The organism is Paenibacillus sp. LT-B23 (assembly GCF_059417685.1).
In genome coordinates, this window is the sequence record NZ_JBSQBM010000018.1 from 51,712 (window position 1) to 64,366 (window position 12,655).

Below are 12,655 nucleotides of genomic sequence, written 5' to 3' on the forward strand. Positions count from 1 at the left end.
ATGTATATAAGGAGAATATCTACTTATCAATAGACGAAGAATTTATAGAAAAGTTTTCCAGAACAAATCAATTCCAAAAAAATAACCTCCAGAAACCCATGCTTAGACATGGATTTGGAGGTTATTTCTTAGCTCGTTATTCGGCCACGCACGATCAATAAGGTTTGCGCTTTGATTTGTCCAATTTCACTAATGAGCGCAGCCGTTTTCGCTTCATAGGCGTGTTTGACATCCAAATCTTTCAGGGAAGCAAGGTTAATTTCAACGGTGAGCAGGGCGGATTGGGCGGCAGCCTCGAACAGAATCGCGCCTATGCCGAGATCAGAAATGACATTTTTGTTGGACAGTTCCACAATACTGTAGGCACGCTGCATTCCGTCCCGGCACACTTCCAGCAAACGCATCGGCACCTCAATGGCGGCGATCACCACGGTCTGTAGGGAATGGGTTCGATAGCGTTTTTCTTCGTCTGTTTCTTTGGGCAAGCGCAATGCGGTCATGTATTGTTCAAAGGATTGAATGTCTGCGGTCATCAGTTCCTCACAGCGCGCAGACAGATTTTCCATGCTATGAATCACTTCAGTGATTTGACCATGAACATGCGCGTATTTTTCTCCTTGGGTAAGGCTGGCGGTCATGGAGGTCATAGCCGCGCCCAGTGCCGCTGCCAGTGCGGATACACTTCCTCCGCCGGGGGTAGGCGCTGCACTTCCAGCCTCTCTTAGAAAATGTCCGATGGAATCACTCCACGACAGTTCACTCATGAATAGGCCACCTCTCTGGAGTATTGTTGCAGATCTATTGCTTTGAGCAGATTCTTGTACAAAATCGCAGTTGTTAATGTGCCGACACCGCCGGGAACCGGAGAAATGGCATGTACCTTTTCCCCAACGTCTAAAGCAGCATCCCCCACTATTTTTCCCTCCAGCGTCTCGTTAATTCCCGCATCTACCAAAATCAAACCGGGATGAACCATATCCTGTGTAATCACATCAGGGCAACCGACTGCAACGAAGGCAATGTCTGCATGGCTCAAATGCTCCGCAATATCACGTGTGCCTGCATGACAGGCGGTAACGGTGGCATTTTCTCTTTGCAGCATGTGAAAAAGGGGAAGTCCCACCGTCTGTCCTATGCCGACAAGGGTGACATTTTTGCCTGCCAATGTGTGACCGTAATGTTTGAGTAGCTCAATACAGGCTTGAGGCGTAGCGGGATACAATCCGCTTTCACCTGTAACGGTAGCCAGCTTGTTGCCTGGGGTAATTCCATCAATATCCTTGTACGGGGCGATGGATTGTTTAATCGCTGAAGCGGATAGATGCTGGGGAAGAGGCAATTCCAGCATAATACCATGTACATGAGAGGCTTCGTTCAGGCTGCCGATCAGGTGAAGGAGTTCAGCTTCGCTTACATGGCGGTCAAAGGTATGAAGATGAAAGGAGATGCCCAGCTTCTCCGCTATTTTTTGCTTGGTCCGGGCGTAGTAGGCAGAGGCCGGATCGCCTTCTACCAACAGTGTTGCCAAATGAGGGCGATGCCCTTGCTGTTTCATTTGTTCTACTTTGTTACGGATCGTTGCATACACTTGCTCAGCTGCTTCTTTGGATTTCATAATGATAGCCATAGTCTGAACCTCCTCTGAATTTATCGCATGATGGAATCAACAGGGTGTCATGGTCTTGTAAAACGAAAAAAAGTATTTGCACAAGGTCGTCACGACAGACGAATCCTCTGCAAATACTTCTCCCAGGCGAACGGCACGCTTTCATTGTATGCTCCCTCGTGGTTGATTCCACTGACTTCGCCAGTCACATACAGCGTTATTTATCTTATATTTTAACAAATAATCTTCCGAAAAGAAACCCGTGAACATTTGGCAAAGAGGTCATGTTATTTGCCCATATGACAAATGTCATATTCCTGAACTGACGTTTATGACTACTTCGAACACAGGTATCCCCTTATACTGAGGTTAGATCAACATGTACGCCTGACGAGATCAAGGTACGGGCGTCATTTTAAAGGAGGATCAACATTAAGTATGACACAACTCCCATTAGCCCAATTGAAAAAAAATATGGCTCCCTATGAGAAAATAAACACGAAATCCAGCGTTCTGCAACTCATTAATACCCTGGGTCCACTGATTCTGCTATGGTATGCCGCTTATCTTAGTCTGTCGGTATCGTATTGGCTGACCCTTCCCATTACTATTATTGCTTCAGGGTTTGTTATACGAACGTTTATCATTTTTCATGATTGCGGTCATCAATCGTTCTTCAAAAGCCGCAGGCTGAATGACATTGTGGGCACGATTACAGGTATTATTACACTTTGCCCGTATGACCAATGGAAAAATAGCCACGCGATCCACCATGCAACCAGCAGTAATCTGGACAAACGGGGCACAGGTGATATGTGGGTGCTTACGGTGGAAGAGTATATAGAAGCTTCTGCATGGACACGACTGGCTTATCGTGTATACCGGAGTCCATGGGGGATGTTCGGACTCGGTCCGATCTACACTTTTTTGATTTCCTATCGCTTTAACACAAAGAAGGCAAAACGTAAGGAAAGAATAAATACGCATGTAACGAATATATCTCTAGTTGTCTTGTACGCTCTGTTGTGCTGGGCCATCGGATGGCAGAATTTTGTTTTGATACAGGCACCTATTTTTTTTGTATCAGGTGTGCTGGGAATCTGGTTGTTCTATGTACAGCATCAGTTTGAGGATTCGTATTTTGAGCATGATGAAGAGTGGAGCTATATTAATGCAGCCGTAGAAGGCAGCTCTTACTATAAGCTTCCCAAGGTGTTGCAATGGATTACGGGCAATATCGGCTTCCATCACGTTCATCATTTGAGTCCGAAAGTACCGAATTACAATTTGGAGAAGGCGCATGATGCCACCCCACAGCTTCAAAAAGCGACGACTATCACAGTGAGCACAAGTCTGCAATCTCTGAAGTTCCGGCTTTGGGATGAAAGCACGAAAACCTTTTTGACCTTTAAACAAGTGAAGCCGTTGCTCAGCAAACGTGCTGCCGTTACGAAACCCGTCCCCACACCTATTGTGAGTACGGAAAGAAAATAACTTTGTACGAAACACGGTATGATAAGATAAGGGATATAAGCTGAATTAGTGAAATGATAAAGGGTGGGCAGGATGCAAAAATGGTATCAGATTTTTCAAAGAAATACGGGACTTAACCCTTATGTATGGGTTGTCTTTTATATCCTGCCCTTCTATTATTTTAGCTCCTCATCTACAAGCCATATTGTGCTGGGTACCATCATTATTTTAGTGTTTTTTGCTTGTTATGTACTGGCTTTTGTCTCTCGGGGGTGGCTGATCTACTTCTGGACGAGTGTACAAATTGCGATATCCATTACCATGACGTTGCTATTCAGCTATATGTATTTCTCGATATTTATCGCTTTTCTGATTGGTAATATCAAAAGCAAGGCCGCATTCACTACACTGTATATTGTTCTGATGGTCTGTACCATTGGATTGATCAATTACGGCTTCGTAGCTCAAGATCCTGTTTTTATTAAGCAGCTTCCTTTTATTCTGCTGAATCTGCTTGGTGTAATCTTGATTCCGATAACCACTTTTAACCGAAATAAAAGTGATCGGCTTCAAGTGCAATTGGAGGATGCCAATAAGAAAATATCGGAATTGATTAAGCTGGAGGAGCGGCAAAGAATTGCGCGCGACCTGCATGATACTCTCGGTCAAAAGCTGTCACTCATCGGACTGAAAAGTGATTTGGCTGGCAAGCTGATGGATCAGTACCCGGAGCGGGCTCACGCTGAAATTAACGATGTTCGTCTTACGGCGAGAAGTGCGTTAAAAGAAGTGCGGGAAATGGTCACTCAGATGCGAGGTATGCGATTAGAGGATGAATTACTGCGTATTCGGCAGATTTTAAAGGCAGCTCACATTGAATTCACCTTGGAGGGCGACCCAAAGCTGGAGCATACGTCTTTGATGAACGAGAATGTGCTTAGTATGTGCATGAAAGAGGCGGTGACCAATGTGGTGAAGCACAGTGGCGCTACAGCCTGCTCCATTACCATTGAGCCGTCTCGTAAGGAGCTGACCCTTCGGATTCAGGACAATGGAGTCGGCGTTACGGGAGAAAGTGCAGCCTTTCGGGGGAATGGTCTGCAAGGGATGAAGGAAAGGCTCGAATTTGTGAACGGCTGTATGGAACTGCGTTCAGATCAGGGAACGGCCCTGATTATTAAAGTGCCGAATATTACTGAAAAGCCAAATGAGGAGGTGGGGCCATGATTCGAATCGTCATTGCGGAAGACCAGCGTATGCTGCTGGGTGCTTTGGCCTCCCTGCTGGACTTGGAAGAGGACATGAAAGTAGTCGGAAAAGCAAGCAACGGGGAAGAGGCTTTAGAGCTGGTCAAGCTGCATCAGCCGGATATATGCATCATGGATATCGAAATGCCAATCAAGAGCGGATTGGATGCGGCTGAGGAACTTAAGGGATTGAATTGCAAGGTGCTGATTCTGACCACATTTGCCCGTCCCGGATATTTTGAACGGGCCATCAAGGCAGGCACGCACGGTTATCTGCTCAAGGACAGTCCCAGTGAAGAACTGGCTTCCTCGATTCGAAGTATTATGGCAGGCCGTCGCATTTATGCTCCGGAGCTGGTCGATGATGCTTATGCGGAAGTTAACCCGCTGACCGAGCGTGAGAAGACCGTCTTGTCGCTCATTGCTGATGGGAAGAACACTAAAGAGATTGCCGGTGAGCTATACCTGACGACAGGAACGGTGCGCAATTACATTTCAGTCATTCTGGATAAGTTGGGTGTCAGCAATCGAATTGAGGCGATTACGCGTTTTAATGAAAAAGGCTGGTTTAAATAAGCGTAAGGCATAAATGTTCAAGGAGAAACAGGGAAGCTATGAAGGAAGACATAGCGTCTCTGTTTTGTTGTTTTATCGGAGGATACATAAGAGAAAGTATATGCCTTTATCCTACTTCCTTGTGATACAATAGGATAGCTATCCAGGGGATGGACCGAAGTACAAGGAGGAACTGAACTACATGAAACAAGCCCCATTTATAGCTGTTGAAGGGCCGATCGGAGCAGGGAAAACGACGTTGGCTTCCATGCTTTCAACGGAGCTGCATATGCCGATTATTAAAGAGATTGTCGAGGAGAACCCGTTTCTCGATAAATTTTATCAAAATATAGATGAGTGGAGCTTCCAACTGGAAATGTTCTTTCTCTGCAATCGGTACAAGCAACTGGAGGATACCGGCCTGCAATATATCGAGAAGGCACAGCCTGTTATTTCCGACTATCATATTTATAAAAACCTCATTTTTGCTGAGCGGACCCTAAAGGGTGTGAAACTTGAAAAATATCGCCAAATCTATCATCTGCTCACCGACGATATGCCTAAGCCGGACGTGATCATATACATTAAAGCCGATCTGGATACGTTGCTGGGCAGAATTCGCAAACGGGCGCGCTCCTTTGAACAGGAGATGGACCCGGCCTATCTGGAGCAACTTATTATCGATTATGATAAAGGCATGCAATTTCTCGCCAAACAGGCTCCTTTTCCCAAGATATTGACCGTTAACGGGAATGAGATTGATTTTGTAGAAAACCGAGCACAATTTGAACTGATTGTTTCCGATGTAAAGGAGCTTATACAATGAATAATTACAACATCCCCGCGAATGCCCTGATTACGGTAGCGGGTACGGTAGGTGTGGGTAAATCCACGCTGACGGGGGCTCTGGCTGAACGCCTTGGCTTTAAAACCTCCCTGGAGAAGGTAGATCATAATCCTTATCTGGAGAAGTTTTATCATGATTTCGAAAGATGGAGCTTTCATCTGCAAATTTATTTTCTGGCCGAGCGCTTCAAGGAGCAAAAAAACATCTTCTTGTCCGGCGGAGGCTTTGTGCAGGACCGTTCGATTTATGAGGACACAGGAATTTTTGCGAAAATGCATGCCGACCAGGGGACGATGAACCCTACGGATTATGAAACGTATACCAGTCTGTTTGAGGCGATGGTGATGACGCCATTTTTCCCGCACCCGGATGTACTGGTCTATCTGGAAGGCAGCTTGCCATCCATACTGAGCCGGATCGAGGAGCGCGGCCGTGAAATGGAGATCCAGACAGAGCGATCTTATTGGGAGCAAATGTATCGCAGATATTCCAATTGGATCAACGAGTTCGATGCCTGTCCTGTGCTGCGTCTGAACATTGATGAATATGACGTGCATGACCCAGCCTCCATGGATGCCATTTTGGTAGAGGTAGGCAAGGTGATTTCTAAAAAATAAAAATTGTTGACCGTCCGTGAGGACGGTTTTGACTTTTTGTTTAAGCGCATTTTCGGAAGCGAGGAAAATCGTGATGTGCTTTTAACTTTTCTAAATCGTACCTTTGAGGAAGCGGGGAAACCTCCATTAACGGAAATTGTACTTTTGAATCCGTATACGGATAAGGACGCACCGCGTGATAAGCAGTCTATTTTGGATATTCGGGCCAGAACGTCGGAAGGTCAGCTCATTAATGTGGAGATGCAGCTTTTCAATAAGTATGACATGGATAAACGAACTTTGTTTTATTGGAGTAAGCAGTATGCAGGACAATTGTACGAAGGCCAATCCTATAAGCTGCTGAGAAAGTGTGTAACGATCAACATTTTGAATTATTCCTTCCTACCGAACAGCCGTTATCATAATGTGTTTCATTTGGCAGAGGACCGTACGGGCATCCCGTTTAGTGATGATATGGAGTTGCATTTTTTGGAACTGCCCAAACTGGATGAGCACGAGATTCCGGCTGGTAGCGGTGGCTTGGTCAACTGGCTTCTGTTTCTAAAGGGAAGTAATCCATCTCAATGGGAGGTACTAGCCATGAATGAACCCGGTTTGAAAAAGGCGATGACTACGCTGGAGTTTCTAAGTCAGGATAAAGAGGCGCGTTTACAGTATGAAGCCCGACAAAAGTACCTGCATGATGAGGCTTCCATGATCGAAGGCGCAAGGGAAGAAGGCTTGAAACTAGGTAAGGCAGAGGGGAAGGCTGAAGGTAAAGCAGAAGGTAAAGTTGAAGGAGAGCGCCAGAAGGCAATTGAAATCGCACGAAATATGCTGAATATGGGGCTTGAAATTGAAGTGATTGTAAAAGCATCTGGCTTATCCGAGTCAGAGGTGCGTTCGCTGAAAGTATAAATCAGAAACAACATACAAGGACTGTGGTACAATCAGAATGAATTGGCTGATGACCGCAGTCTTTTTTTGTCGAATAGATTATCTCCAAGGACGAAGTATGCTTAACTGTATAGTGGACAAGCTTAGGCTAGAATGCGAGAATGGATACATATTTTAAATGTAAATTACTCACGGGGAAGGATGGGATACTGTGATACGTTTTGGTATTGTTGGAACCAACTGGATAACGGAGAGGTTTATTCAAGCCGCGGTAGAGACGGACGAATTTGCCCTGACGGCGGTATACTCACGAACAGAGGATAAAGGCAAAGCTTTTGCTGCCAAGAACAACAGCCATCCGGAGGTATTTACAGACTTAGCGCAAATGGCTGCAAGTGATCAGGTGGATGCCGTATACATTGCCAGTCCCAACTCCTTGCATGCGGAGCAGGCGATTGTGTGTATGAATCACGGAAAGCACGTACTGTGTGAGAAGCCGTTTGCCTCCAATGCAACGGAGGTGCAGAGCATGATTGAGGCTGCGCGCAACAATGATGTTTTGCTAATGGAGGCCATTAAATCTACGCTTATGCCAAACTTTAAAATTGTTAAAGACCATATGTATAAAATAGGCCGTGTTAGGCGTTATTTTGCAAGTTATTGTCAATATTCATCACGTTTTGATGCTTTTAAGCAAGGAAAAGTGTTGAATGCCTTTAATCCGGCTTTTTCGAATGGCTCATTGATGGACCTTGGGGTTTATTGCCTGTATCCTATGGTGGCATTGTTCGGCAAACCGGAGGAAGTTCGCGCGGTTGGTGTGCTCCTGTCCTCTGGTGTAGATGGGGAAGGCAGCATCGCTATGCGATATCCGGATATGGATGCCGTCGTGATGCATTCCAAAATTACCGATTCATATTTACCTGCCGAAATTCAGGGTGAAAATGGAACGATGGTGATTGATAAAATTAGCCAACCGTATGAGGTGAAAATTCATTATCGGGACGGCACGATTGAGGATTTGACGAAAGCACAAACGCGCGAACCGATGTATTATGAAATTCAGGAGTTTATTGATCTGATTAAAAGCGGAGAACGCAATAGCTCCATTAATTCACTGGAATGTTCACTCGCAGTCGCCGAAGTGATGGAGGATGCAAGACAGCAGATCGGCCTTCGCTTTGAAGCGGATTTGAAAGATACGACTGCACGTTAGTTGGCTAGTGATTTGACGATACTCTTGAACAGGGAAACAGGGCTGCCGGTTTTGCAAACTTTGCAAACATCCGGTCGGCCTTATTTGGTTTTGTATGCCCAAAAGTGTAAGCGGCTGTGATCACAGGAGGATGAAGGATGTATTCATTTTTATTGACAGATTCTCCTTCTTATCTTAAGGTGTTAACCATACGATATATAGTTAAATAATCCCACCTCCGGTATAAACGGAGCCAAGGGAGCTTTTTTTAGGCTATAATTCCGATTAATTCAACCGGATTACTAAAAAAGTGGGAACGCAGAGGTTCAGATGTAAGGAGGTAAGCAGGTTTGATTAAGTTTGAACAGGTCAGCAAAATATTTTCTTTACCCAATCGAAAGGTAAGTGCTTTGGAAAACGTTACATTATCCGTTGGAAAAGGAGAGATTTTCGGCGTCATTGGCTTCAGTGGAGCAGGTAAAAGCACGTTGTTACGGCTTGTAAATTTGCTGGAGCGTCCCTCGGAGGGGCGAATTGTCGTGAATGATCAGGATATTACCCGGATACGCCCCAAGGAGCTAAGGGATTTAAGAAGGCGGATCGGGATGGTGTTCCAGACTTTTAATTTATTCAATTCGCGTACCGTGTATGGGAATCTGGCTTATCCACTGAAGCTGGCTAAACTGCCAAAGGCGCAGATTGATGCTCGTGTTAAGGAACTACTGCGATTTGTAGGGCTGGAGGATAAGGCAGATTCGTATCCAGAGCAGCTATCTGGCGGTCAAAAGCAACGGGTTGGCATTGCCAGAGCGCTGGCAAATTCGCCGGATATTCTGATATGTGATGAAGCGACCTCGGCACTCGACCCAGAGACGACAGAAGATATATTAAAGCTGCTGAAAAAAGTCAATGAGGAGTATCAGATTACGATCTTACTCATTACCCATGAAATGAACGTGATCCGTAGTATCTGTGACCGTGTCGCGGTGATGGAGAATGGCAGGGTGATAGAACAGGGCAATGTGTTCGATGTATTCGCCAATCCACAGACGAAAACGACGAGAAATTTTATTCGCTCAGTGCTGAATGATCAGCTATCACCCAAGCTGCTGAGCAAGATTCGGGAGCACCATGCCGGACGGCTGTACAGACTTATTTTTCGGGATGGGGCGACAAGTGAACCCGTGCTGTCGAGGGCTACACGCAAATACAATCTGGATTACAACATCGTATACGGCAGCATTAATGAGCTACAGGGTGCGCTGTTCGGCAGCCTCATTGTGGAGTTGATCGGAGCCGAAGACGAGGTTGATAAGGTCGTGGAAGAACTGCGAACGACGGTGGAAGTCAGGGAGGTCGTCGATCATGAGAGTTAATTGGGATACATTTTGGCTGAAGGTGGTGGAGGCTACAGGAGAAACGCTTCTGATGGTTGTCGTCACGCTGGTTTTCGCCAGTATTTTGGGGCTTGTCATTGGTTTGTTGTTGTATGTGACACGCAAAGGGAGCCTGTTTGAAAACAAATTTGTATTTATGCTTTTGAATTTGCTGATTAATATCATCCGGCCGATTCCGTTTATTATTTTCTTGGTTGCGATTAGCCCGTTTACGCGTTTAGTTATGGGGACCACCATTGGAACCTCGGCGGCTATTTTCCCCATGACCATTGTAGCGGCCTTTGCTGTAGCGAGGATTGTGGAAAATAATCTGGTTTCCATCGATCCGGGGATGATTGAAGCGGCCAAGGCGTTGGGGGCGACTCCTTATCAGATCATCACGGATGTGCTGATTCGGGAAGCGTTGGGGCCTTTAATTCTCGGCCTGACGTTTATTACGGTGGCATTGATTGACTTCTCTGCAATGGCAGGCACCGTGGGCGGGGGAGGTCTGGGGAATCTGGCGATGACCTATGGTTATCAACGGTTCGATACCTCGGTAATGATTGTCACGATTGTTTTGCTGATCATTTTTGTACAGGTTGCCCAGTATGCGGGGAACTACCTGTCACGTAAATTTTTACGACGCTGATTTGAAAACAGGCATCATACATAACGATTAAAGGGGAAATGGATATGAGAAAAATAATTTGCTTGGGTTTGCTCGCTATTCTTAGTGTATCTCTTCTTTCTGCGTGCTCGGCTAACGGTTCAGGGTCAGGTGCAAATGACAAGGTGCATATTAAAATCGGGGTTTCCGGGTCGGAAGACACATATTGGGATGTGCTCAAGAAGAAAGCGGAGGCTAAAAATATTGAAATCGAGCTGATCAGCTTTTCGGATTACACGTTGCCCAACAAGGCGCTTGCCAATAAAGAGGTGGATTTGAACTCCTTTCAGCACTTGGCCTTCCTCAGTCAGTTCAACGTGGAAAATGATCTGAACATCGTTCCCATTGGTGCAACGGTCATTGCTCCGATGGCGCTGTACTCCGAAAAATTCAAAAACGTATCGGAACTTCCTGACGGCTCCAAAATTGCTATACCGGATGATCCCTCCAATCAGGGACGTGCTTTGAAACTGCTCCAGTCTGCCGGGCTGATTGAATTGAAGAAGGATGCAGGCTTGTATCCAACTACGGATGAGATTGAAGGCAATCCGAAAAAGCTGGAGATCGTACCTGTCGTCGCCCAACAGACGCCACGTGTGTTGTCTGATGTAGCAGCTTCGGCTGTGAATAGCGGTGTCGCTACAGATGCCGGGCTCAAGCTGGACGCGTCCATTTACAAGGATGATGCAAGTAGCGAGGAAGCGAAGCCTTATGTTAACGTATTTGCCGCCCGTGCAGAGGATAAGGACAATGCAGCCTACCAAACGATTGTGGATTTGTACCATGATCCGGAGGTCGCGGAGGCTGTAAAACAGGATTCCAAAGGAGCCAACGTAGTGGTAGACCAGTCTGCCGAGGAGCTACAGGCTACATTGGATAAGCTGGTGGCGGATGTCAAAGCGCAAAAGAAGTAAGGGCGTTTGAAAAATATAATTGAAAGCATATTATTCTAAAAAAGAGGAGAGATTGCGATGAGTGCAACGAATACGGTGGATACACACAAGCAGCGGATTATAGAACAAATCGAGGGTTCCCGAACACTCTATACGGAGACAAGCCGATTTATTCATGCCAACCCTGAAATCGGCAATCAGGAATTTCAAGCTTCCAAGGTACTGACGGATATTTTGCAGCAGGCGGGTTTTGAGATAACTCGTAACGTAGCGGGTCACGAAACGGGATTTGTTGCTCGTAAGGCTTCGACCCGACAAGGTCCTAAAATCGGATACCTGGCGGAATATGATGCGTTGCCTGGCCTGGGCCATGCTTGCGGTCATAACATTATCGGAACGGCGAGTACGGCTGCCGCCATCGCTTTGGGACAGGTGATTGACAAGACGGGAGGCGAGGTGTATGTATTCGGCACTCCGGCAGAGGAAGGTGGGCCTAATGGCAGTGCGAAGGGAAGCTTCGTAAAGCATGGGCTGTTCGAAGGGATTGACGCTGCGCTGATGGTTCATCCGTCTGGTGTAACCCGGCTGACTTCGCCAAGCCTGGCGGTTGACCCGCTGGACTTTCATTTTTACGGCAAAGCTGCTCATGCAGCCGGATCACCGGAGCAAGGGATTAATGCGCTGGATGCGGTTCTTCAATTGTTCAGCGGCATCAATGCCTTGCGTCAGCAGCTTCCCACCGATGTACGGATTCACGGCATTATTACGCATGGGGGAGACGCGCCCAATATTATCCCGGATTACGCATCGGCGCGCTTTTTCATTCGGGCAAGCACTTGGCAGCGCACGGAAGAGGTTTCCGCGAAGGTTCGCAATATCGCAGAAGCTGCTGCATTGGCAACAGGGGCTACTGTGAAGATTGAACGTTTTCAAAATGAAGTACGTGATTTCATTCTGAACGATACGCTGGATGAAGTTGTAGGCCGGGAGCTGGAAGCGCTAGGGGAACAATTGGATCGTAGACCCCGTGGCGGAATCGGCTCGACGGATGCGGGTAATGTAAGCCATGTCATTCCGACTGCGCATGCCTACATTAAAATCGGACCGGATGATCTGATCGCTCATACGGTGGAATTTCGGGAAGCGGCTGGCTCTGTCAAGGGAGAGGAAGCCTTAGTGACTGGCGCGAAGGCGTTAGCCTTATCGGGGTTGCAGCTCCTGGTAGATGAAGCGCTGCTGGCCGCGGTAAAAGAAGATTATAAACGTACGCATTCAGCGGCACAATAAGCATCATCGATGA

At 46.6% G+C, this 12,655-nt stretch carries 13 protein-coding genes and 1 riboswitch; of the genes, 11 read left to right on the forward strand and 2 right to left on the reverse strand.

Features of this window, described 5'->3' with window-relative positions; genetic code table 11:
* Positions 1 to 128: 128 nt before the first annotated feature.
* Together ACWXW9_RS20835 and ACWXW9_RS20840 are read right to left on the reverse strand one after the other, a co-directional pair.
* Positions 129 to 764, reverse strand: coding sequence for a cyclodeaminase/cyclohydrolase family protein (locus tag ACWXW9_RS20835; protein ID WP_494930971.1), 636 nt, complete (start codon positions 762 to 764; stop codon positions 129 to 131).
* On the reverse strand, positions 761 to 1,627 hold the full coding sequence (locus ACWXW9_RS20840) for a bifunctional 5,10-methylenetetrahydrofolate dehydrogenase/5,10-methenyltetrahydrofolate cyclohydrolase (protein ID WP_494930972.1): 867 nt from the start codon (positions 1,625 to 1,627) through the stop codon (positions 761 to 763). The genes ACWXW9_RS20835 and ACWXW9_RS20840 overlap by 4 nt, the downstream gene beginning before the upstream one ends.
* Positions 1,628 to 1,740: 113 nt before the next feature.
* Positions 1,741 to 1,825: riboswitch (ZMP/ZTP riboswitch) on the reverse strand.
* A gap of 219 nt (positions 1,826 to 2,044) precedes the next feature.
* Here ACWXW9_RS20840 and desA point away from each other — a divergent pair.
* From desA to ACWXW9_RS20895, 11 genes are all read left to right on the forward strand, one after another.
* Positions 2,045 to 3,100 carry a Delta(5) desaturase DesA gene (desA, locus tag ACWXW9_RS20845; protein WP_494930973.1) on the forward strand — a complete coding sequence of 352 codons (1,056 nt, stop codon included), beginning with the start codon at positions 2,045 to 2,047 and terminating at the stop codon, positions 3,098 to 3,100.
* Between the two features lie 72 nt (positions 3,101 to 3,172).
* On the forward strand, positions 3,173 to 4,306 hold the full coding sequence (locus ACWXW9_RS20850; protein WP_342416742.1) for a sensor histidine kinase: 1,134 nt from the start codon (positions 3,173 to 3,175) through the stop codon (positions 4,304 to 4,306).
* Positions 4,303 to 4,902: a response regulator transcription factor gene (locus ACWXW9_RS20855; RefSeq protein ID WP_283654733.1), complete on the forward strand. Its 600-nt coding sequence runs from the start codon at positions 4,303 to 4,305 to the stop codon at positions 4,900 to 4,902. The genes ACWXW9_RS20850 and ACWXW9_RS20855 overlap by 4 nt, the downstream gene beginning before the upstream one ends.
* Before the next feature lie 181 nt (positions 4,903 to 5,083).
* Positions 5,084 to 5,707: a deoxynucleoside kinase gene (locus tag ACWXW9_RS20860; protein WP_149095950.1), complete on the forward strand. Its 624-nt coding sequence runs from the start codon at positions 5,084 to 5,086 to the stop codon at positions 5,705 to 5,707.
* On the forward strand, positions 5,704 to 6,345 hold the full coding sequence (locus ACWXW9_RS20865) for a deoxynucleoside kinase (RefSeq protein WP_134911064.1): 642 nt from the start codon (positions 5,704 to 5,706) through the stop codon (positions 6,343 to 6,345). The genes ACWXW9_RS20860 and ACWXW9_RS20865 overlap by 4 nt, the downstream gene beginning before the upstream one ends.
* 3 nt (positions 6,346 to 6,348) lie before the next feature.
* A complete protein-coding gene (locus ACWXW9_RS20870) occupies positions 6,349 to 7,242 on the forward strand; it encodes an Rpn family recombination-promoting nuclease/putative transposase (RefSeq protein ID WP_494930974.1) in 894 nt (297 codons plus the stop codon).
* 193 nt (positions 7,243 to 7,435) lie between these two features.
* Complete coding sequence (locus ACWXW9_RS20875; RefSeq protein ID WP_134914447.1) at positions 7,436 to 8,437, forward strand: Gfo/Idh/MocA family protein; 1,002 nt, start codon at positions 7,436 to 7,438, stop codon at positions 8,435 to 8,437.
* 329 nt (positions 8,438 to 8,766) lie between these two features.
* Positions 8,767 to 9,792, forward strand: coding sequence for a methionine ABC transporter ATP-binding protein (locus ACWXW9_RS20880; RefSeq protein WP_494930975.1), 1,026 nt, complete (start codon positions 8,767 to 8,769; stop codon positions 9,790 to 9,792).
* Positions 9,782 to 10,444, forward strand: coding sequence for a methionine ABC transporter permease (locus tag ACWXW9_RS20885; protein WP_494930976.1), 663 nt, complete (start codon positions 9,782 to 9,784; stop codon positions 10,442 to 10,444). The genes ACWXW9_RS20880 and ACWXW9_RS20885 overlap by 11 nt, the downstream gene beginning before the upstream one ends.
* 44 nt (positions 10,445 to 10,488) lie before the next feature.
* Positions 10,489 to 11,376, forward strand: coding sequence for a MetQ/NlpA family ABC transporter substrate-binding protein (locus ACWXW9_RS20890; RefSeq protein ID WP_494930977.1), 888 nt, complete (start codon positions 10,489 to 10,491; stop codon positions 11,374 to 11,376).
* Positions 11,377 to 11,433: 57 nt separating this feature from the next.
* Positions 11,434 to 12,642: a M20 family metallopeptidase gene (locus ACWXW9_RS20895; RefSeq protein WP_494930978.1), complete on the forward strand. Its 1,209-nt coding sequence runs from the start codon at positions 11,434 to 11,436 to the stop codon at positions 12,640 to 12,642.
* The last annotated feature ends 13 nt before the right edge of the window (positions 12,643 to 12,655 follow it).

What these genes read in the sequence shown, in the direction of transcription:
- ACWXW9_RS20835 (WP_494930971.1), bottom strand. Translation starts at nt 764, where the DNA reads ATGAGTGAACTGTCGTGGAGTGATTCCATCGGACATTTTCTAAGAGAG.
- ACWXW9_RS20840 (WP_494930972.1), bottom strand. Translation starts at nt 1,627, where the DNA reads ATGGCTATCATTATGAAATCCAAAGAAGCAGCTGAGCAAGTGTATGCA.
- desA (WP_494930973.1), top strand. Translation starts at nt 2,045, where the DNA reads ATGACACAACTCCCATTAGCCCAATTGAAAAAAAATATGGCTCCCTAT.
- ACWXW9_RS20850 (WP_342416742.1), top strand. Translation starts at nt 3,173, where the DNA reads ATGCAAAAATGGTATCAGATTTTTCAAAGAAATACGGGACTTAACCCT.
- ACWXW9_RS20855 (WP_283654733.1), top strand. Translation starts at nt 4,303, where the DNA reads ATGATTCGAATCGTCATTGCGGAAGACCAGCGTATGCTGCTGGGTGCT.
- ACWXW9_RS20860 (WP_149095950.1), top strand. Translation starts at nt 5,084, where the DNA reads ATGAAACAAGCCCCATTTATAGCTGTTGAAGGGCCGATCGGAGCAGGG.
- ACWXW9_RS20865 (WP_134911064.1), top strand. Translation starts at nt 5,704, where the DNA reads ATGAATAATTACAACATCCCCGCGAATGCCCTGATTACGGTAGCGGGT.
- ACWXW9_RS20885 (WP_494930976.1), top strand. Translation starts at nt 9,782, where the DNA reads ATGAGAGTTAATTGGGATACATTTTGGCTGAAGGTGGTGGAGGCTACA.
- ACWXW9_RS20890 (WP_494930977.1), top strand. Translation starts at nt 10,489, where the DNA reads ATGAGAAAAATAATTTGCTTGGGTTTGCTCGCTATTCTTAGTGTATCT.
- ACWXW9_RS20895 (WP_494930978.1), top strand. Translation starts at nt 11,434, where the DNA reads ATGAGTGCAACGAATACGGTGGATACACACAAGCAGCGGATTATAGAA.